Source organism: Streptomyces sp. NBC_01267, assembly GCF_036241575.1.
Lineage (GTDB): Bacteria > Actinomycetota > Actinomycetes > Streptomycetales > Streptomycetaceae > Streptomyces.
Window position 1 is genome coordinate 6,746,867 of the sequence record NZ_CP108455.1, and the last position, 18,361, is coordinate 6,765,227.

The 18,361-nt window shown below is 71.6% G+C and carries 19 protein-coding genes; 12 read left to right on the forward strand and 7 right to left on the reverse strand.

Annotated elements, in window-relative coordinates; all coding sequences use genetic code 11:
• Positions 1-56 precede the first annotated feature (56 nt).
• Together aceB and OG709_RS30285 are read right to left on the reverse strand one after the other, a co-directional pair.
• A complete protein-coding gene (gene aceB, locus OG709_RS30280; RefSeq protein ID WP_266646074.1) occupies positions 57-1,676 on the reverse strand; it encodes a malate synthase A in 1,620 nt (539 codons plus the stop codon).
• A 214-nt stretch (positions 1,677-1,890) separates the two neighbouring features.
• Positions 1,891-2,502 (reverse strand): nucleotidyltransferase family protein, encoded by a 612-nt coding sequence (locus OG709_RS30285; protein WP_266646073.1) that lies wholly within the window; start codon positions 2,500-2,502, stop codon positions 1,891-1,893.
• Between the two features lie 243 nt (positions 2,503-2,745).
• Here OG709_RS30285 and OG709_RS30290 point away from each other — a divergent pair, with 243 nt between their 5' ends.
• Positions 2,746-3,054 (forward strand): DUF5955 family protein, encoded by a 309-nt coding sequence (locus OG709_RS30290; RefSeq protein ID WP_250306001.1) that lies wholly within the window; start codon positions 2,746-2,748, stop codon positions 3,052-3,054.
• Positions 3,054-3,410, forward strand: coding sequence for a VOC family protein (locus tag OG709_RS30295; protein ID WP_250306002.1), 357 nt, complete (start codon positions 3,054-3,056; stop codon positions 3,408-3,410). The genes OG709_RS30290 and OG709_RS30295 overlap by 1 nt, the downstream gene beginning before the upstream one ends.
• Here the strand turns inward: OG709_RS30295 and OG709_RS30300 are convergent.
• Together OG709_RS30300 and OG709_RS30305 are read right to left on the reverse strand one after the other, a co-directional pair.
• Positions 3,379-4,023: a response regulator gene (locus tag OG709_RS30300; RefSeq protein ID WP_250306004.1), complete on the reverse strand. Its 645-nt coding sequence runs from the start codon at positions 4,021-4,023 to the stop codon at positions 3,379-3,381. The two genes, OG709_RS30295 and OG709_RS30300, sit on opposite strands and share 32 nt — an antisense overlap.
• A complete protein-coding gene (locus tag OG709_RS30305) occupies positions 4,020-5,201 on the reverse strand; it encodes a sensor histidine kinase (protein WP_250306006.1) in 1,182 nt (393 codons plus the stop codon). Before OG709_RS30305 ends, OG709_RS30300 begins: the two co-directional genes overlap by 4 nt.
• A 135-nt stretch (positions 5,202-5,336) precedes the next feature.
• Here OG709_RS30305 and OG709_RS30310 point away from each other — a divergent pair, with 135 nt between their 5' ends.
• Both OG709_RS30310 and OG709_RS30315 read left to right on the forward strand, forming a co-directional pair.
• A complete protein-coding gene (locus OG709_RS30310) occupies positions 5,337-6,377 on the forward strand; it encodes an ABC transporter permease (protein ID WP_250306007.1) in 1,041 nt (346 codons plus the stop codon).
• On the forward strand, positions 6,374-7,051 hold the full coding sequence (locus tag OG709_RS30315; protein ID WP_250306009.1) for an ABC transporter ATP-binding protein: 678 nt from the start codon (positions 6,374-6,376) through the stop codon (positions 7,049-7,051). Before OG709_RS30310 ends, OG709_RS30315 begins: the two co-directional genes overlap by 4 nt.
• Before the next feature lie 57 nt (positions 7,052-7,108).
• Here OG709_RS30315 and OG709_RS30320 read toward each other — a convergent pair whose 3' ends face one another.
• Entirely contained in the window at positions 7,109-7,912 is an 804-nt protein-coding gene (locus OG709_RS30320; RefSeq protein WP_250306010.1) for an IclR family transcriptional regulator, read from the reverse strand.
• A 298-nt stretch (positions 7,913-8,210) separates the two neighbouring features.
• Here OG709_RS30320 and allB point away from each other — a divergent pair, with 298 nt between their 5' ends.
• Positions 8,211-9,566, forward strand: a complete 1,356-nt coding sequence (allB, locus tag OG709_RS30325) for an allantoinase AllB (RefSeq protein ID WP_329168406.1) — start codon at positions 8,211-8,213, stop codon at positions 9,564-9,566.
• A 50-nt stretch (positions 9,567-9,616) separates the two neighbouring features.
• Here the strand turns inward: allB and OG709_RS30330 are convergent, their stop codons facing one another.
• A complete protein-coding gene (locus OG709_RS30330; RefSeq protein WP_329168408.1) occupies positions 9,617-10,645 on the reverse strand; it encodes a C40 family peptidase in 1,029 nt (342 codons plus the stop codon).
• Between the two features lie 535 nt (positions 10,646-11,180).
• Between OG709_RS30330 and OG709_RS30335 the strand changes: the two genes are divergently transcribed.
• The 6 genes from OG709_RS30335 (at position 11,181) to OG709_RS30360 (ending at position 16,393) form a co-directional block, all read left to right on the forward strand.
• Positions 11,181-12,002 carry an AIM24 family protein gene (locus OG709_RS30335; RefSeq protein ID WP_250306559.1) on the forward strand — a complete coding sequence of 274 codons (822 nt, stop codon included), beginning with the start codon at positions 11,181-11,183 and terminating at the stop codon, positions 12,000-12,002.
• Between the two features lie 134 nt (positions 12,003-12,136).
• Positions 12,137-12,757 (forward strand): dihydrofolate reductase family protein, encoded by a 621-nt coding sequence (locus OG709_RS30340; RefSeq protein ID WP_250306560.1) that lies wholly within the window; start codon positions 12,137-12,139, stop codon positions 12,755-12,757.
• A gap of 115 nt (positions 12,758-12,872) precedes the next feature.
• The gene (locus OG709_RS30345; RefSeq protein ID WP_250306561.1) at positions 12,873-14,087 is read left to right on the forward strand and encodes a sensor histidine kinase; all 1,215 of its coding nucleotides are present in this window, start codon (positions 12,873-12,875) and stop codon (positions 14,085-14,087) included.
• Positions 14,075-14,758 carry a response regulator transcription factor gene (locus OG709_RS30350; protein ID WP_326695548.1) on the forward strand — a complete coding sequence of 228 codons (684 nt, stop codon included), beginning with the start codon at positions 14,075-14,077 and terminating at the stop codon, positions 14,756-14,758. The genes OG709_RS30345 and OG709_RS30350 overlap by 13 nt, the downstream gene beginning before the upstream one ends.
• Positions 14,759-14,762: 4 nt before the next feature.
• Complete coding sequence (locus OG709_RS30355; RefSeq protein ID WP_250306562.1) at positions 14,763-15,944, forward strand: cytochrome P450 family protein; 1,182 nt, start codon at positions 14,763-14,765, stop codon at positions 15,942-15,944.
• 11 nt (positions 15,945-15,955) lie between these two features.
• A complete protein-coding gene (locus OG709_RS30360) occupies positions 15,956-16,393 on the forward strand; it encodes a PaaI family thioesterase (RefSeq protein WP_250306563.1) in 438 nt (145 codons plus the stop codon).
• Positions 16,394-16,428: 35 nt separating this feature from the next.
• Here OG709_RS30360 and OG709_RS30365 read toward each other — a convergent pair whose 3' ends face one another.
• The gene (locus OG709_RS30365; protein WP_329168411.1) at positions 16,429-17,439 is read right to left on the reverse strand and encodes a Gfo/Idh/MocA family protein; all 1,011 of its coding nucleotides are present in this window, start codon (positions 17,437-17,439) and stop codon (positions 16,429-16,431) included.
• A gap of 77 nt (positions 17,440-17,516) precedes the next feature.
• On the opposite strand from OG709_RS30365, the gene OG709_RS30370 reads away from it, so the two are divergent.
• Positions 17,517-18,281 carry a GntR family transcriptional regulator gene (locus tag OG709_RS30370; RefSeq protein WP_266646066.1) on the forward strand — a complete coding sequence of 255 codons (765 nt, stop codon included), beginning with the start codon at positions 17,517-17,519 and terminating at the stop codon, positions 18,279-18,281.
• Positions 18,282-18,361 lie beyond the last annotated feature (80 nt).

Below are 18,361 nucleotides of genomic sequence, written 5' to 3' on the forward strand. Positions count from 1 at the left end.
CTCCGCCCCCGGCGCAGCGCGGCGCCGGGGGCGGAGTTCAGGACCGGGCGACCGCGTCAGCGCAGCTGCTCGTACGCGGGCAGCGTCAGGAAGTCCGCGTAGTCCTCGTCCAGCGAGACCTGGAGGAGCAGGTCGTGGGCCTGCTGCCACTTGCCTGCCGCGAACGCCTCGTCTCCGGTCTCGGCGCGGATCGCGGCCAGTTCCTCCGCGGCGATCCTCCGGGCCAGCTCGGCGGTGGCCCGCTCGCCGTTCTCGAAGACCACGTCCGCGTTGATCCACTGCCAGATCTGCGAGCGGGAGATCTCGGCCGTCGCCGCGTCCTCCATCAGGTTGAAGATGGCGACGGCGCCCAGGCCGCGCAGCCAGGCCTCGATGTAACGGATGCCGACCTGCACGGCGTTGACCAGTCCCTCGTACGTGGGACGGGCGTCCAGCGAGTCGACGGCGATGAGGTCACCGGGCGCGACCGCGACGTCCTCGCGCAGCCGTTCCTTCTGGTTCGGCTTCTCGCCGAGCACCGCGTCGAACGACTCCATGGCGATCGGCACCAGGTCGGGGTGGGCGACCCAGGAGCCGTCGAAGCCGTCGCCCGCCTCGCGGTCCTTGTCGGCCTTGACCTTCTCGAAGGCGACCTTGTTGACCTCGGCGTCGCGCCGGGAGGGGATGAAGGCCGCCATGCCGCCGATGGCGTGCGCGCCGCGCTTGTGGCAGGTCCGCACCAGGAGTTCGGTGTAGGCGCGCATGAACGGGGCGGTCATCGTCACGAGGTTGCGGTCCGGCAGGACGAACTTGGCGCCGCCGTCACGGAAGTTCTTGACGATGGAGAAGAGGTAGTCCCAGCGGCCCGCGTTCAGCCCGGAGGCGTGGTCGCGCAGCTCGTAGAGGATCTCGTCCATCTCGTACGCGGCCGTGATCGTCTCGATGAGCACGGTCGCGCGGACGGTGCCCTGCGGGATGCCGACGTAGTCCTGCGCGAAGACGAAGATCTCGTTCCAGAGGCGCGCCTCCAGGTACGACTCGGTCTTCGGGAGGTAGAAGTACGGGCCCTTGCCGAGCTCGATGAGGCGCTGGGCGTTGTGGAAGAAGTACAGGCCGAAGTCGACCAGAGCGCCGGGCACCGCGCGGCCGTCCCGCTGGAGGTGCCGCTCGTCGAGGTGCCAGCCGCGCGGACGGACCACGGCGGTCGCGAGCTCGTCGGCGGGCTTCAGGGCGTACGCCTTGCCGGTCCCCGGGTCGGTGAAGTCGATCTTCCGCTCGTAGGCGTCGATCAGATTGAGCTGGCCGGTGACGACGTTCTCCCAGGTGGGGGCGGACGCGTCCTCGAAGTCGGCGAGCCAGACCTTCGCGCCCGAGTTGAGGGCGTTGATGGTCATCTTGCGGTCCGTCGGGCCGGTGATCTCGACGCGGCGGTCGTTCAGCGCGGCCGGGGCCGGCGCGACCTTCCAGCTGTCGTCGTTACGGACACTCGCGGTTTCGGTGAGGAAATCGAGCGAGGACGTACGGGCGATCTCGGCGCGGCGCTCCCCGCGACGGGCGAGCAGCTCGTCACGGCGGGGGGTGAACCGCCGGTGCAGCTCGGCCACGAAGGCCAGGGCCGCATCGGTGAGGACCTCGTCCTGCCGGGGCAGGGGCTCGGCATCGACGATGGCCAGCGGGGACGGCGCTGGTGCGGACATGAGCGGTCACTCCTTCAGCGGGTGGTGCCTGACGGCCGCCGGGCTCGGGAAACGGCACGGGGTGCCACGGCGCCGGAATGCGGTCGCAGGCGCCCTGCGGGGTCCAGGGCGCTTCTGACGTGTGGATACTAGTTTCCTCATGGTGGAAGTTCAACGCTATGTTGACATCGAGATTCTCCGGATCGACAGAAGTTGTCGCTGGGTGCCAGAGCGGTCACTCCAAGTGGAACAGGTCGTCGACGGTGTCGATGTCGTACGCCTGGGACACATCGGAACACTCCACGAGCGTGATCGCCTCCCGGTGCGCCCGGAGGTAGGCGCGGGCCCCGCGGTCGCCCACCGCGGTCGCCGCGACGTCCGCCCAGCGGTCCGCCCCGAAGATCACCGGATGGCCGCGTTCGCCTCCGTACGAAGCCGCCGCGAGACCGGCCGACGACCGGCAGGCGGCGCGTACCCGGGCCACCGCCGCCGCGCCGATCCCCGGCTGGTCCACCAGCAGGACGAGCGCCGCGTCCGCACCCGATCCGGCGAGCGACGCCAGACCGGAACGCAGCGACGAGCCCATGCCCTCCTCCCACCGGGGGTTGTCGGTGACGACGCATCCGGACAGATCGGCCCGTTCCCGTACGTCGGCCGACGCGGCACCCAATACCACATGGACCGGACCACAGCCGCCCTCCCGCAGCACCCGGACCGCGTGCTCGACCAGCGGCCGGCCGCGGTGTTCCAGCAGGGCCTTGGGGTGCCCGCCCAGGCGCCGCCCGCCGCCCGCCGCGAGCAGCAGCCCGGCCACCACCGGCTCCTGGCCTTCCGTGTCACGTGTCATTTCCCCGCACCCGCCATTTCCCCGCACCTGTTCATTTCGCCGTACCCGTCATTCCGTTCCCTCCGTCATGGGGACTGGATACCTCATGGACATCCGCTCGTCCGGCTGAATTCCGGCCGTCGAGTGGCGAGAACGAGGCGCGGTGGCGTTAACTGGCCCGCGACCCACGGTGTCCGACCAGCACCGCACGGGTCGAACCGGTGCGGGGAAAGACCAGCACGGCGTGGTGCGAGGGGGAGAGCTTTGTTGCGAAGTGTGGGCCAGAGGTGTGTGACGAGCAGCGGCGAGGATCCGCGGGTGACGGAGCTGCGTTCCTCGATCTCCCGCCTCCGCCGTGAACTGGCCGCTCACCCGGCCCGGTTCCCGGACCGGGCGATCGCCGAGGACGAACTGGCGGTCCTGGACGAGATGGCGCAGAGCGGCGTACCGGAGATCCTGCCGCTGCGCCGGTCGCTGCTGCTGGTCGCGGGGGCGATCGGCTCGGTCAGCGCGCTGGTGGTCTCGCTCTCGGAAGTACGGAACGCGGTGGAACTCTTCGGCGGCACGTCCTGATGCCGGTGCGCCGGGTGGTGCCCGACATCCCCACCGACGACATGGCGGCGAGCCGGGACTTCTACGGCCTCATCGGACTCCGGGAAGCCATGAACCAGGGCTGGGTGATGACGCTGGTCTCCACCACCAACCCCACCGCGCAGGTCACGTTCACCACCCGGGACGCGTCCGCCGCCGTCCGGCCCGACCTGTCGGTCGAGGTGGACGACGTGGACGCGGTCCACGCGGCCCTGGTCGCCGCCGGCGCCGAGATCGTGCACCCCTTGCAGAACGAGGAGTGGGGCGTACGACGGTTCTTCGTACGCGATCCGAACGGCAAGGTGGTCAATGTGCTGAGCCACCTGCCCGCCGGATGAGCCGTCGCGCGGAGGCCGCCGCGACCGCGGAGGTCCGGGAGTCCACGCCCAACTTCGCGTAGATGTGCACCAGATGGGACTTCACGGTCGCCTGGCTGAGGAAGAGCTGCTTGCTGATCTGCTGGTTGGACAGGCCGTCCCCGACCAGTTGGAGGACCTCCAGCTCCCGGCGGGTGAGGGACTCGCCCGGGGTGCGCATCCGGTCCATCAGCCGGTGCGCGACTGCGGGCGCCAGCGCCGAGCGGCCCGCCGCCGCCGTCCGTACCGCCGCGGCCAGTTCCTCGGGCGGTGCGTCCTTCAGCAGGTAGCCGCTGGCTCCCGCCTCCACCGCGGCCAGGATGTCGGCCTCCGTGTCGTACGTCGTCAGTACCAGGACCCGGGGCGCGCCTTCGACGGCGACGATGGCCGCCGTCGCCGCCGATCCGTGCATCCCCGGTCCGAACTGGAGGTCCATGAGAACGACGTCGAAGTCCCCCGAAGCGGCCAGCGCGACCGCCTGTTCGGCCGTCGACGCCTCCGCCACCACCTGGAAGTCCGGTTCGGTGTCGAGTACGGCCCGCAGCCCCGCCCGTACCACCGGGTGGTCGTCGGCCAGCAGGAGTCGGATCGTCATGCGGACGCCCCTTCGGCGACGGGCAGCGGCAGGGTGACCGCGACGGCTGTGCCCTGGCCCGGTGTGGACTCGACGGCGAAGGTACCGCCGAGCGACTCGGCGCGCGAGCGCATCGCGGGCAGCCCGAATCCGCCCTCGTCGGATGTGGCGTGCAGCGGGTCGAAGCCGGAACCGTCGTCGACGACGTCCAGTGCGACCGCGGTGTCCATGAAACTCAGGGTGATCTCGGCGCGGGACGCCCCCGCGTGCCGGACGGTGTTGGCGAGCGCCGACTGGGCGATGCGCAACAGGGCCACCTCGTACGGGGTGGGCAGCGCGACCGGTGTGCCGCTGGTGGAGAAACGCACCCGCGGCCCGGGACTGCCCGCACAGAGCCGGTCCAGCGCGGCGGCGAGCGAACCGTGCGCCAGGGCGGGCGGCGACAGCTCCCGTACGAACCGGCGGGCCTCGGCGAGGTTGTCCTGCGCCGCCTGGCGGGCCTGCTCGATATGGGCCGATGCCGGGGCGTCCGCGGGCAGGGTGCGCCCGGCGGCGCGCAGCAGCAGCTGGATCGACGAGAGGCCCTGCGCGAGCGTGTCATGGATCTCGCGGGCGAGCCGCTCGCGCTCGGCGAGCGTGCCCGCGGCCCGTTCGGCGTCGGCGAGCTCGGCGCGGGTCGCGATCAGCTCCTCGATCAGCTGCCGGCGGTTCTCGCTCTCCCGGTAGAGCATCTGATAGCCGAGGACGGTGGCCACGGCGACCGCCGCTCCCAGCAGCGGTCCGATGAAGGCGCCCGGGTTCATCGCCCCGCTGTGGCCCACGTACGAAGCGATCGCCGCGCCCGCGGTGACCACGACAGCCGGAACCGACCAGCGCACCGGCAGCAGATGCAACTGGAGGAAGTAGAGCGGGAACGCGGTCCACAGCCCGTCCGGGGAGACCACCAGCAGCGCCAGCCAGGCCAGGCCCAGCAGACCGAGCCAGACGGCCGCCGCCCGGCGGGAGGTCTGGACGGACGGCCACACCGTGCCCGCCGCGTAGACCGCACCCATGACCGCGGCGGCCACCACCACCGCGGGCGCGTTCGCCGCGTGATCGGCGATTGCGCGCACAGCGGCGAGCGCCAGCAGGCCGGCCACCAGCAGGTGGAGGCAGACGCGCAGGACTACCGGGGCAGGGGTGAGGGAGCGGGCATCCATGGTCCTGCCAGCGTAGGCGGATCGTCCAGGAACGCACTCAACCGAAAGTTTGATGCCCGGCTCCGTCTTTCGATACGCGAGGAGCCAACCGTGGCGCGATGCCCGCGGACCCCTACTGCCAGCAGGGTTGATCCCATGTTCGTCGCATGGAGAGATCTGAGATTCGCCCGGGGCCGGTTCGCCCTGATGGGCACGGTCATCGTGCTCATCACCCTGCTGGTCGGACTGCTGTCCGGACTCACCGCCGGGCTGGCCAGGGACAACACCTCGGCCGTCACCGGGCTGTCCGCCGACCACCTCGCCTTCGCCGCTCCGCCCTCGGGGCAGTCGGCCTCCTTCACCGGTTCCCAGCTGCCGGAGAGCGCCTGGCAGACGTGGGCCGCGCGGCCGGGGGTGAAGAGCGCGCAGCCGGTGGCCATCGGCACCGGCAACGCCGAAGCGGGCGGGCACACGGCCGCGGTCTCCGAGTTCGCGGTACGGCCCGACTCCGGCCTGGCACCTGTGGCGCCCGGCCCGCACGGCGCGGTGCTGTCGAAGGGCGCGGCCAAGGATCTGGGCGCGGCGGCGGGCGACACGGTCTCGCTGGCCGGGCGCGACCTGAAGGTGACGGCGGTCGCCGGGGACGACTCGTACAGCCACACCCCCGTCGTCTGGACCTCCCTCGGTGCGCACACCAAGGCCACGGTGGTGGCGCTGACCACCGACGGCGCGGACCTCGCGGCGGGCGACCGGGCTGCCGGAACGAAGACCCTCACCCTGGACGGTTCGCTGAGCGCGCTCCCCTCCTACCAGGCGGAGAACGGCTCGCTCCAGCTGATGCGCGGCTTCCTCTTCGTCATCTCGGCCATGGTGATAGGGGCGTTCTTCACGGTCTGGACGATCCAGCGCAGCGGCGACATCGCGGTACTGAAGGCGCTGGGGGCCTCCACCCCGTACCTGCTGCGCGACGCGCTCGGGCAGGCGGTCCTGATGCTGGTGGCCGGGACCCTGCTGGGAACGGCCGTCGCCGCCGGGTTCGGCGCCGTCGTCCCCGACGGCGTCCCCTTCGTCCTCGATCCGCTGACGATCCTGGTCCCCGCCGCCGTCATAGTCGCCCTCGGTGTGCTCGGCGCGGCCCTTTCCATCCGGCGGATCACCGCCGTCGACCCCCTCACCGCCCTCGGGAGCGCCCGATGACTCTCACTCTTGACGACGTGACGCTGACCTACCCGGACGGGGACGGGCGCGTGGTCGCGCTGGACTCGGTCTCGCTCGATGTCCCCTCCGGTTCGCTCACCGCGGTGGTCGGGCCCTCGGGATCCGGCAAGTCCAGCCTGCTGGCCGTGGCGGCGACCCTGGTGACGCCGGAACGGGGCCGGGTGACCGTCGACGGCCTGGACACGGCCGCGCTGGGACGCGCCGAGAAGGCCGCGCTGCGGCGCGAACGCATCGGCATCGTCTTCCAGCAGCCCAATCTGCTCCCGTCGCTGACCGCGCTGGAACAGCTCCAGGTGATGGCGCACCTCTCGGGGCGCCCGGCCTCCCAGGTACGCGACCGGGCGGCGGAACTGCTGGACGCGGTGGGCCTGGCCGACCAGGCGGGCCGCCGCCCGCACCAGCTCTCGGGCGGACAGCGCCAGCGGGTGAACATCGCCCGAGCTCTGATGAACGAGCCGTCCGTCCTGCTGGTCGACGAGCCGACGAGCGCGCTCGACCACGAGCGGGGCGGGGCGGTGCTCGACCTGCTGGTCACCCTCACCAGGGCGCGCGGGACCGCGACGGTGCTGGTCACTCACGACCGGGCACATCTGGACCGGATGGACCGGACGGTGACGATGGCCGACGGCCGGCTGACCGTGCCCGTCGGCTGACGGCCGGGCGCACACCCAGCAGGCCTGACCGGCGCCGCCGTACTCCCGCGGCGCCGGTCAGGCCTGCTGGGGTCCCGCGGTCGCCAGCGTGGCGGAGAGTTCCTGGGCGATGCCCTGGAGGATCGGCACGATCTTCTCGGTGGCTTCCTCGGTGACCCGCCCCGCCGGTCCCGAGATCGAAATGGCGGCAGCAGTGGGGGAGTTGGGGACGGAGACCGCGAGGCAGCGGACCCCGATCTCCTGCTCGTTGTCGTCGACCGCGTACCCGGCCCGGCGTACGACGTCGAGCGCCTCCAGGAATCCCTCGGGCGTGGTGATCGTCTTCTCGGTGGCGGCCGGCATGCCGGTCCGGGCCAGCAGCGCCCTGACCTCGGCCGGCGGGGTGTGCGCGAGCAGCGCCTTGCCCACGCCGGTGGAGTGCGGCAGGACCCGCCGTCCCACCTCGGTGAACATCCGCATCGAGTGCTTCGAAGGCACCTGGGCGACGTACACGACCTCGTCCCCGTCGAGCAGCGCCATGTTCGCCGTCTCGCCGGTCTCCTCGACGAGCCGTGCCAGGTACGGCCGCGCCCAGGTCCCGAGCAGCCGGGCCGACGACTCGCCGAGCCGGATCAGCCGGGGGCCCAGCGCGTAACGGCGGTTGGGCTGCTGGCGTACGTAGCCGCAGGCGACCAGGGTGCGCATCAGCCGGTGGATCGTGGGCAGCGGCAGGCCGCTGGTGGCCGAGAGCTCGCTGAGCCCGACCTCTCCACCGGCGTCCGCCATCCGCTCCAGCAGGTCGAAGGCGCGCTCCAGGGACTGCACGCCGCCGCTCGGTGCTGCGGTCTTGGTGTCGTCGGCACTGGCGTGGGACTGCGGCACGGCGGCGGTCCTTTCGAGGCGGGCGGGGCAAGGCGCCAGCCTACCGGGCTCCGCCCGGTGCCACCTCGCCGGTGGTACGGACGTAGTGGCCGGTCAGGCCCCCTTTGTCCGAGATCAGCGGGCCGGGCGGTACGATCCGCGGACCTCGGCACCACAGGACGTACATTCCGGAGGGTGAAATCTAACTTTTGCTTTGTGGAAACCTCCAAGCGGTCGGCTCGGTCTTGACGAGTCCCGGCGCACAGCGAAGACTCCGTCAACGGAACGTGAATTTCGCTGTATGGAAAGAGGGGCCCTGGTGTCCAACACCGAACTGGTACTGCGCTCGACGCGCGTCATCACCCCCCAGGGGACGCGCGCCGCATCGGTGGCCGTCGCCGCCGGGAGGATCGAGGCGGTGCTGCCGTACGACGCCGAGGTGCCGGCCGGGGCCCGGCTGACGGACTTCGGGGACGACGTCCTGCTCCCGGGCCTCGTCGACACCCACGTCCATGTGAACGACCCCGGCCGCACCGAGTGGGAAGGGTTCTGGACGGCGACCCGGGCGGCGGCGGCCGGTGGGATCACCACGCTCCTCGACATGCCGCTCAACTCGCTCCCGCCGACCACGACCGCCGCGCATCTGCGGACCAAGCAGGACGTGGCGCGGTCCAAGGCGCACATCGACGTCGGCTTCTGGGGCGGTGCGATCCCCTCCAACGTCAAGGATCTGCGTCCGCTGTACGACGCGGGGGTCTTCGGCTTCAAGTGTTTCCTGTCGCCCTCCGGGGTCGAGGAGTTCCCCGAGCTCGACCAGGAACAGCTCGCCCGCTCCCTGGCCGAGATCGCCGGACTCGGCGGCCTGCTGATCGTGCACGCCGAGGACCCGCACCAGCTGTCCGACGCCCCGCAGCGCGGCGGCCCGGCCTACGCCGACTTCCTCGCCTCCCGGCCGCGCGCCGCCGAGAACGCGGCCATCGAGGGTCTCATCGCCCTGGCCCGGCGGCTGGACGCGCGGGTCCACGTACTGCATCTCTCGTCGAGCGACGCGCTGCCGCTGATCGCCGCCGCCAAGCGCGAGGGTATCCGCGTCACCGTCGAGTCCTGTCCGCACTTCCTCACCCTGACCGCCGAGGAAGTCCCGGACGGGGCAACGGAGTTCAAGTGCTGCCCGCCGATCCGTGAGGCCGCCAACCAGGACGCGCTGTGGGCCGGGCTGGCCGACGGGACGATCGACTGCATCGTCTCCGACCACTCGCCCTGCACCACGGACCTGAAGACCCCCGACTTCGCCCAGGCCTGGGGCGGTATCTCCTCGCTCCAGCTGGGGCTCCCGGCGATCTGGACGGCGGCGCGCGGGCGCGGTCACTCGATCGAGGACGTCGTCCGCTGGATGTCGACCGCCCCCGCCGAGCTCGCCGGACTCACGCGCAAGGGCGCGATCGAGGCGGGGCGTGACGCGGACTTCGCGGTGCTCGCACCGGATGAGACGTTCACCGTGGACCCGGCCGAGCTGTTCCACCGGAACCAGGTCACGGCGTACGCGGGCCGGACGCTGCACGGCGTGGTGCGGTCGACATGGCTGCGGGGGGTGCGGATCGCGTCGGAGGGGGTGCTGACCGAACCGACCGGGCGGCTGCTGGAGAGGGACGGCCTGCCGCACGCGGCGCGCTGACCCGGGCGGGGGCGCTGCCCCCGCCCTTCTCCGTACGGAGCCGGTCCGGGTCAGCCGATGCGGACGCCGAACTGGAAGGGCATGTTGCCCATGGCCTCGTACCGGACGTTGGCACCGGTGTGCGGTGCGTGCAGCACCATGCCGTTGCCCGCGTACAGGCCGATGTGGTGCAGGTCGCCGTAGAACAGGACCAGGTCGCCGGGCTTGAGCGCGCTCTGCGAGTAGATCCGCTGACCGGCGTTGGCCTGGGCCTGGGAGACGCGCGGGAGGGAGACGTTGGCCTGCGCGTACGCCCACTGCGTCAGCCCCGAGCAGTCCCACGAGGCCATGCCGGTGGCCGTGTACTGATAGGGCTTGCCTATCTGGGTCTTGGCGGCGTTGAGCGCGGCGCCGCCACGGGCGGAGGCCGGCACGTCGTTGCCCAGGTCGGCGCGGGAGCTGGCCCGGTTGGCGCGGGTGTCGTCGGCGGTGATCGCGGCCCGCTCGGCGGCGGTGAGGCTCTGCAGCAGCTTCCGGGACTCGGCCAGCTTGCCCTGGACCGCCTGCTTGTTCTCCGCGAGCTTCTTACGCGTCGACGCGAGGTCCTTCAGCTTGTCCTGCGCCTCGGAACGCTGCTGGGCGAGGGTCCGCTGCTTGGCCTGGATCTTCTTGAGCGCGTCGGCCTGCTGCGTGCTCAACTGGTCCTGAGCCGTGGCCCTGTCGAGGAAGTTGTCCGGGTCGGACGAGAGGAACAGCTGCACGGACGGGTCGATACCACCCGAACGGTACTGCGCACTCGCCATCGAACCGAGCTGCCCACGGAGCTTGTTGAGCTCCTGCTGACCACGCGCGACGGTGTCCTGGAGATCGCCGACCTGCTTCTTCAGCTTGTCCTGCTGCTCCTGGGCCCCGTTCAGCTTCTCGGTGGCCTTCTCCGTGTCCTCGGAGAGCTTGTCGACCTGGGCCTTGACCTCGCTCTTGGTCGGCTTCGGGTCGGCGTGCGCGGCCTGGGAGGTCAGGGCCACGGCTGCGGCAGCGGTCGCGGTGAGCACGGTCACACGAGTGCGACTCGCAGGCTTGGGTCGACGGTGGGACGCCACGGAGGCGAGCTCCTTCTTCCTCAGCCGCCGAACAGCGTTGACTCGGCGGGACCTTCGCTGCCACCCGGGGTGAGTGATCAACCGTGCAAAGGTACGAGGCCCGACCTTAGTGACCTTCCTGTGATCAGTTCAAATCTCGATGAGAAAAATCTCGGTCGTCAAGCGCATTCTTTACCGTCATTGCACGCGCAGTAATGACCACTTGACGCTGTGCTCCAATGCGCAGGTTCGAATTCGGGCAGTGGCCAGCGGAGTTGCCGAACACGCGAAAGCTACTTCCGGCCGACAGCTACTTCCAGGCCGACAGCTACTTCCGGATCGACGGTGATGTCCGGCCGCCCATTCGGCGAAGTCATGGTGGTGTTGCTCCGCCGGTAATGTGTGCGCCCCGGCAAAGCGGCGGACGGCCCTCGGCGCCCGCGGGAAACGGACCGCGAATCCGGGGGCGGAACCGAAAGGCCGGTCCCGGCCGTTGACCTGCTGGTACGGACGTACCGGCACCGCACCCGTCAGGGAAGAACAAGGAGAACCGGTCGTGACCCTGCAGCAAGAGATCGTCGGCAACGCCATGCAGATGGCCGTGGTGAGCCTTCAGCCCGGCCAGACCGTCTACTGCGAGGCCGGGAAGTTCCTCTTCAAGACGTCGAACGTCAGCATGGAGACCCGGCTCTCGGGGCCCGGCGGCGGCCAGCAGTCCCAGGGCGGACAGCCGGGTCAGGGCGGTGGCATGGGCGGGATGCTCAGGCAGGCGATGGGCACCGCGATGCAGGTCGGTCAGCGGGCCCTCGCGGGTGAGTCGCTCGCCTTCCAGTACTTCGCGGCGACCGGCGGGGAGGGCACCGTCGGGTTCGCCGGGGTGCTGCCGGGCGAGATGCGCGCCCTGGAGCTGAACGGCACCCGTGCCTGGTTCGCCGAGAAGGACGCCTTCGTCGCGGCCGAGTCCACCGTCGAGTTCGGTATCGCCTGGCAGGGCGGCCGGACGGGCCGCAGCGGCGGCGAGGGCTTCATCCTGGAGAAGTTCACCGGCCGCGGCACCGTGATCATCTGCGGTGCGGGCAATTTCATCGACCTCAACCCGGCCGACTTCGGCGGCCGTATCGAGGTGGACACGGGCTGCATCGTCGCCTTCGAGGAGGGGATCGAGTACGGGGTCCAGCGCATCGGCGGCCTCAACCGCCAGGGCATGATGAACGCCGTGTTCGGCGGCGAGGGCCTCTCGCTGGCGACCCTGGAGGGCGACGGCCGTGTCATTCTCCAGTCGCTCACCATCGAGGGCCTGGCGAACGCGCTGAAGAAGGCACAGGGCGGCGACAAGCAGGGACCGACCGGCGGGCTGTTCTCCACCCACGCCGGATAGCGGCGGCGCCGCGAGGTGCGGGGCGATGAGTTCGGCGGGAGCGTGGAGTCAGTACGTCGGTAGGCGGGCGGGCCGGTCGGGCCGCCCACACTGCTGACGCACCTCTTGGCCGACGCTGTTGAAGGAGCCCCGCCATGAAACTCACGCTCACCTCGTTCCTCACCCTCGACGGTGTCGTACAGGCGCCGGGCGGCCCGGAAGAGGACCGCACCGGCGGATTCGAGTACGGGGGCTGGCTGGTCCCCTTCGCGGACGAGGAGATGGGGCGCTTCATGGCCGGGGTGCTCGCGCGCGCCGGTGCCTTCCTGCTCGGCCGCCGCACGTACGAGATCTTCGCCGGGAGCTGGCCGCAGGTCACCGACCCGGACGATCCGATCGCGACGTGTCTCAACGCCCTCCCCAAGCACGTGGTCTCCACCACGCTGGAGAGGACGGACTGGCACAACTCCACGCTGCTCGGCCCGGACACCGCGGCGGAGGTCAAGCGGCTCAAGGCGCAGCCGGGACCTGAGCTGCAGATCCACGGCAGCCCGACCCTGGCCCGGTCCCTGATGGCGGACGGTCTCATCGACGAGTACAACCTGCTGGTCTACCCGGTCGTCCTCGGCACCGGGCAGCGGCTGTTCCCCGAGGGCGGGCTGCCCACGGCCTTCGAACTCACCGCGTCCCGGACGACCCCTGCCGGGGTCGCGATCCAGACGTACCGGCCCGCCGGACCGGCCACCTTCGGATCGTTCGGCCCCGAGGCCGGGTAGCCCCGCCGGGGCAAGGCGGTACCGGACCGGCCGAAAGTCCCGTACCGCGCGACTTTGGTCTCGACTCCGGTCCGGAAGGCCGCACCCGCCGGCGGCTCTGCGTAGCTTTGCCGGTATGACTCCTCCGGAATACCCCTGGCTGCTGCCTTCGGCCCTCGCCGATCCGGAGTCCGCCACCGACCGGGAGCGGCCCCGGCGCACCCTCCGCGACTGGGTCGTGGACATCACCGCCTTCCTGCTCGCCGCGGGCATCGCGGTGCTGGCCCTGGACTCCCTCAACAACGCGGGTCACTACTCCGGCGTCGCCTCCACCGCCGACCAGGTGGCGGGCGGCGTCGCCTGCTGCGCCCTGTGGGTGCGCAGGCGCTGGCCGGTGGGGCTCGCGGTCGTCCTGGTCCTCGTCGGAGCCGTCGCGCCGCTCGCCTCCGGGGCCCTCTTCGTGGCGCTGTTCAGCGTGGCCGTCCACCGCCCGTTCCGCCCGGTCGCGATCCTCGGCGCGCTGGCGCTGGTGAGCGGGGTAGTGCAGGCCTGGCTGCGCCCCGACCCGACCATGTCGTGGATCGGCTCGGCGCTCTTCGGTACGGTGCTGATCCTGCTGGTGATCGCCTGGGGGATGTTCGTCCGCTCCCGTCGCCAGCTCGTCGTGGTGCTGCGCGAGCGCGCCCACCGGGCCGAGGCCGAGGCGGACCTCCGCGCCGAGCAGGCGCAGCGGCTGGCCCGCGAGGCCATCGCCCGGGAGATGCACGACGTACTGGCCCACCGGCTGACCCTGCTCAGCGTCCACGCGGGCGCCCTGGAATTCCGGCCCGGCGCACCCGCGCCCGAGGTGGCCCGCGCGGCCGGGGTCATCCGGGACAGCGCGCACGAGGCTCTGCAGGACCTGCGCGAGATCATCGGTGTGCTCCGGACGCCCGGTGAGGGCGAGGAGAACCGGCCGCAGCCCACGCTCGTCACCCTGGAGGCCCTGGTGGACGAGTCCCGGCAGGCCGGGATGCGGGTGGTCCTGACGAATCCGCTGGCCGACCCGGCCGCCGTCCCCGCGGCCACCGGCCGTACCGCGTACCGCATCGCCCAGGAAGGGCTCACCAACGCCCGTAAGCACGCGCCGGGGGCCGAGGTCACCGTCGCGCTGTCCGGCAGCCCCGGCGCCGGGCTCACCGTCGAGGTACGGAACCCGGCCCCGCCCGGCGACGTACCGAAGGTGCCCGGATCCGGGCAGGGCCTGATCGGTCTGACCGAGCGGGCCACCCTGGCCGGTGGCCGTCTCGACCACGGGTCCACGGACAGCGGCGGCTTCCGGCTGACCGCCTGGCTACCCTGGCCCTCGTGACCATCAGGCTGCTCGTCGTCGACGACGACCCCCTCGTACGTGCCGGGCTCGCCCTCATGCTCGGTGGCGCCGACGACATCGCGATCGTCGGCGAGGCGGCGGACGGCTCCGAGGTACCGGCCCTGATCGCGGACGTCCACCCCGATGTGGTGCTGATGGACATCCGGATGCCCGGTGTGGACGGGCTGACGGCCACCGAACGGCTGCGGGGCCGTCCCGGCGCGCCGGAGGTCGTCGTGCTGACCACCTTCCACGCCGACGAACAGGTGCTGCGGGCGATGCGCGCCGGAGCCGCCGGATTCGTCCTGAAGGACACCCCGCCCGCCGACATCGTCGCCGCGGTACGCAGAGTGGCGGCCGGTGATCCGGTGCTGTCCCCGGCCGTCACCAGGCAGCTGATGAACCGGGTGGCGGGCGCGGCACCCGACGACCGTTCGGTGCGCGCGCGGGCGCGGTTCGGTGAACTGGCCGGGCGGGAAAGGGAGGTGGCGGTCGGTGTCGGGCGCGGGCAGTCGAACGCGGAGATCGCGGCGGCCCTGTATCTGAGCGTGCCCACGGTCAAGACCCAGGTGTCGCGGATTCTGGCCCGTCTTGGCTTCAACAACCGTGTCCAGATCGCGCTGTTGGTGCACGACGCGGGGTTCCTCGACGGGGACGGCACCGTACGCTGAAGTGATGACGGTGATCGATCTGCGGGAACACGCCGAGGACTTCAACTCCGATCCGTATCCGTACTTCGCCAAGATGCGCGCCGCCGGGCCCGTGCACCAGATCCGTACCAACGAGAGCGGCGACGTCTGGGTGGTCGTCGGGTACGAGGAGGGGCGGGCCGCGCTGGCCGATCCCCGGCTGTCCAAGGACCCCCGGACACTGACCGCTTGGGGGCCCGACGTCACCCCCTTCTCCAACATGCTGGAGCTGGACCCGCCGCACCACACCCGGCTGCGCAAGCTGGTGACACGGGCGTTCACCGGGCGCCGGGTCGAGGCGCTGCGGCCCCAGGTGCAGCGCATCACCGACACACTGCTCGACACGATGCTGGCCGCCCCGGACCGCAGGGCGGGTCTGGTGGACTCGCTGGCCTTCCCGCTGCCCATGACCGTGATCTGCGAGCTGCTCGGCGTGCCCGACCTGGACCGGGACAACTTCCGTAAGTGGTCCAACGAACTGGTCTCGCCGAGTGATCCGGAGTCCGAGCTCGCGGCGGTCGAGGCGATGCGCGGATACCTCGTCGAGCTGGTCGACGGCAAGCGCGCCGCGGAGCCGGGCGACGACCTGATGAGCGTCCTGGTCCGTACCCGCGACGAGGCGGGCGACGAGCTGACGCAGCAGGAACTGATCGGCATGGCCTTCCTGCTGCTGGTCGCCGGTCACGAGACCACCGTGAACCTGATCTCGAACGGGATCCGGGCGCTCCTCTCGCACCCGGACCAACTGGCCGCGCTGCGGGCCGACATGGGGCTGCTCGACGGCGCGGTGGAGGAAATGCTGCGCTACGACGGCCCGGTGGAGGTCGCCACCTACCGCTTCACGCGCGAGCCCGTCACGATCGGCGGCACCGAGATCCCGGCGGAGCAGGGTGTGCTCGTCGCCCTCGCGTCCGCCGACCGTGACCCGGACCGCTACCCGGACGCCGACCGGTTCGACATCCGGCGCGCCCCGCAGGGCCACCTCGCCTTCGGTCACGGCATCCACTTCTGTCTGGGCGCGCCGCTGGCGAGGATGGAGGGCCGGATCGCGGTCCGTACGCTGCTCGAACGCTGCCCGGATCTGGCCCTCGACACGGAGCGCGGCGCGTACGAGTGGATCCCCGGACTCCTCATCCACGGGGTGCGCGAGCTGCCGGTGCGCTGGTAGACAGGCGTGCCATGACAGAACTCGATCTGGAACTCGCGCGGAAGACGCTCGAAGCGCAGCCCTTCAGCCGTCTGGTGCAGGCCCGTGTCAGCGCGTTCGGGGACGGCGCGGCCGTACTGGAGGTGGACGTCCGCCCGGAACTGCTGCAGCAGAACGGCTTTCTGCACGGGGGAGTCCTGGCGTACGCGGCGGACAACGCGATCACCTTCGCGGCCGGGACCACGCTGGGGCCCGCCGTGCTGACCGGCGGCTTCTCCATCCAGTACGTACGGCCGGGCGCGGGCCGTACGCTCGTCGCCCGCGCGGCCGTGGCGCACACCGGGCGGCGGCAGGCCACCGTCCGCTGCGACCTCTTCATGGTGCGGGACGACGGCGGCGAGGTGCTGTGTGCCGTCGCGCAGGGGACCGTACTGTCCGCGGTGACGTCCCCGGAGCCCCCGGCGTCCTGACCCACCGTCACCCGCACACCGTTCCGGGCGGAGGTTCAGCCGGTGACCAGCTCGTCCTCGTCCAGCCGGACCGGCCTGCGCGCGCGCCGGGACAGCTCGCAGGCCTCGGCGATGCGCAGCGCGTGCAGGGCCTCCCGGCCGTCGCAGGGGTTGGCCAGTTCGCCCCGGGCGACTTTCAGGAAGGCGTCCAGTTCGGCCGCGTACGCCGGGGCGAACCGCTCCAGGAAGCCGGGCCAGGGCGCTCCGGCGGGCGCCGGGCCGTGCGGTTCGGTGGAGGTGATCGGCGTCCGGTCGTCGAGCCCGACGGAGATCTGGTCGAGGTCACCGGCCAGTTCCAGCCGCACGTCGTAGCCCGCGCCGTTGCAGCGGGTGGCCGTGGCGGTCGCGAGTGCCCCGTCGTCCAGCGTGAGCAGCGCCGCGGCCGTGTCCACGTCACCGGCCTCGCGGAACATCGCAGGCCCCGCGTCGGACCCGGTCGCGTACACCTCCACCACCTCACGCCCCGTCACCCACCGCACCATGTCGAAGTCGTGCACCAGGCAGTCCCGGTAGATCCCGCCGGAGAGCGGCAGGTACGCGGCGGGCGGCGGCGCGGGATCGGAGGTGATGGCCCGGACGGTGTGCAGCCGGCCGAGCGCCCCGGACCGTACGCGCTCACGCGCGGCCGTGTACCCGGCGTCGAACCGGCGCATGAAGCCGAGTTGCAGGATGCTGCCCGCCGTCTCGACCTCCCGCAGCGCGGCCAGGGTGCCGGGCAGATTGAGGGAGACCGGCTTCTCGCAGAAGACCGGCAGTCCCGCGCGGGCGGCCCGTCCGACGAGTGCGGCGTGCGAGGAGGTCGCCGACGCGATCACGACGGCGTCCACGCCCCCGGAGAAGACCTCGTCGGCCGAGCGAACCGCGGTGGCCCCGGTCCGCCGGGCGACCTCGGCGGCCCGCGACGCGTCGGCGTCGGCCACCACCAGCGCGCCGACGTCCCGGTGACCGCTGAGCACACCCGCGTGGAAGGAACCGATACGGCCCGTCCCGATGAGTCCGATACGCATGGACCCCAACGTGGCCGCAGGCCCGTACCCCTGTCAAGCCTTTGTCCTGACAACCGGACCTGGGCTACCCTCCTGGCGTGTCGAAACCCACGGCCGACCCCGCCCTCAGCCTCGAACTCGGCGTGGACCGCAGCAGCCCGGTCCCGCTGTACTTCCAGCTCGCCCAGCAGCTGGAGTCGGCCATCGAGCGCGGCAGGCTCACCCCCGGCACCCTGTTGGGCAACGAGATCGACCTCGCGGGCCGACTGGGCCTCTCCCGTCCCACCGTCCGCCAGGCCATCCAGTCCCTCGTGGACAAGGGGCTGCTGGTGCGGCGCCGCGGTGTCGGCACCCAGGTGGTGCACAGCCAGGTCAAGCGCCCGCTCGAACTGAGCAGCCTGTACGACGACCTGCTGGCCGCGGGCCAGCGGCCCACCACCCGCGTCCTGGCCAACGACACCGTCCCGGCACCGGCCGAGGTGGCCGCCGCGCTCGCCGTACCCGAAGGCAGCCCGGTCCAGCGCGTCGAGCGACTGCGGCTCGCGTACGAGGAGCCGATGGCGCAGCTCTGCAACTACCTTCCCGACGGACTGCTGCCGCTGGACACGGCGCAGCTGGAGGCCACTGGGCTGTACCGGATCATGCGCGCGGCGGGCATCACCCTGCACAGCGCCCGGCAGTCGGTGGGCGCGCGGGCCGCGACCGCCGAGGACGGGGCCCGCCTCGCCGAGCCGGCGGGGGCGCCGCTGCTCACCATGGAACGCACCACGTTCGACGTCACCGGCCGGGCCGTCGAGTTCGGTACGCACACCTACCGCGCCTCGCGGTACGCCTTCGAGTTCCAGCTCCTGGTACGGCCGTAACAGCTCGTAAGAATGTTCTGACAAAGTGATGGACGGCGCCGTGCAGCCGCTGCTAGAACTCCCCTGCCGCAACCCGGCGG

What these genes read in the sequence shown, in the direction of transcription:
- OG709_RS30285 (WP_266646073.1), bottom strand. Translation starts at nt 2,502, where the DNA reads ATGACACGTGACACGGAAGGCCAGGAGCCGGTGGTGGCCGGGCTGCTG.
- OG709_RS30300 (WP_250306004.1), bottom strand. Translation starts at nt 4,023, where the DNA reads ATGACGATCCGACTCCTGCTGGCCGACGACCACCCGGTGGTACGGGCG.
- OG709_RS30360 (WP_250306563.1), top strand. Translation starts at nt 15,956, where the DNA reads ATGACAGAACTCGATCTGGAACTCGCGCGGAAGACGCTCGAAGCGCAG.
- aceB (WP_266646074.1), bottom strand. Translation starts at nt 1,676, where the DNA reads ATGTCCGCACCAGCGCCGTCCCCGCTGGCCATCGTCGATGCCGAGCCC.
- OG709_RS30340 (WP_250306560.1), top strand. Translation starts at nt 12,137, where the DNA reads ATGAAACTCACGCTCACCTCGTTCCTCACCCTCGACGGTGTCGTACAG.
- OG709_RS30305 (WP_250306006.1), bottom strand. Translation starts at nt 5,201, where the DNA reads ATGGATGCCCGCTCCCTCACCCCTGCCCCGGTAGTCCTGCGCGTCTGC.
- OG709_RS30365 (WP_329168411.1), bottom strand. Translation starts at nt 17,439, where the DNA reads ATGCGTATCGGACTCATCGGGACGGGCCGTATCGGTTCCTTCCACGCG.
- OG709_RS30310 (WP_250306007.1), top strand. Translation starts at nt 5,337, where the DNA reads ATGTTCGTCGCATGGAGAGATCTGAGATTCGCCCGGGGCCGGTTCGCC.
- OG709_RS30345 (WP_250306561.1), top strand. Translation starts at nt 12,873, where the DNA reads ATGACTCCTCCGGAATACCCCTGGCTGCTGCCTTCGGCCCTCGCCGAT.
- OG709_RS30295 (WP_250306002.1), top strand. Translation starts at nt 3,054, where the DNA reads ATGCCGGTGCGCCGGGTGGTGCCCGACATCCCCACCGACGACATGGCG.
- OG709_RS30315 (WP_250306009.1), top strand. Translation starts at nt 6,374, where the DNA reads ATGACTCTCACTCTTGACGACGTGACGCTGACCTACCCGGACGGGGAC.
- OG709_RS30355 (WP_250306562.1), top strand. Translation starts at nt 14,763, where the DNA reads ATGACGGTGATCGATCTGCGGGAACACGCCGAGGACTTCAACTCCGAT.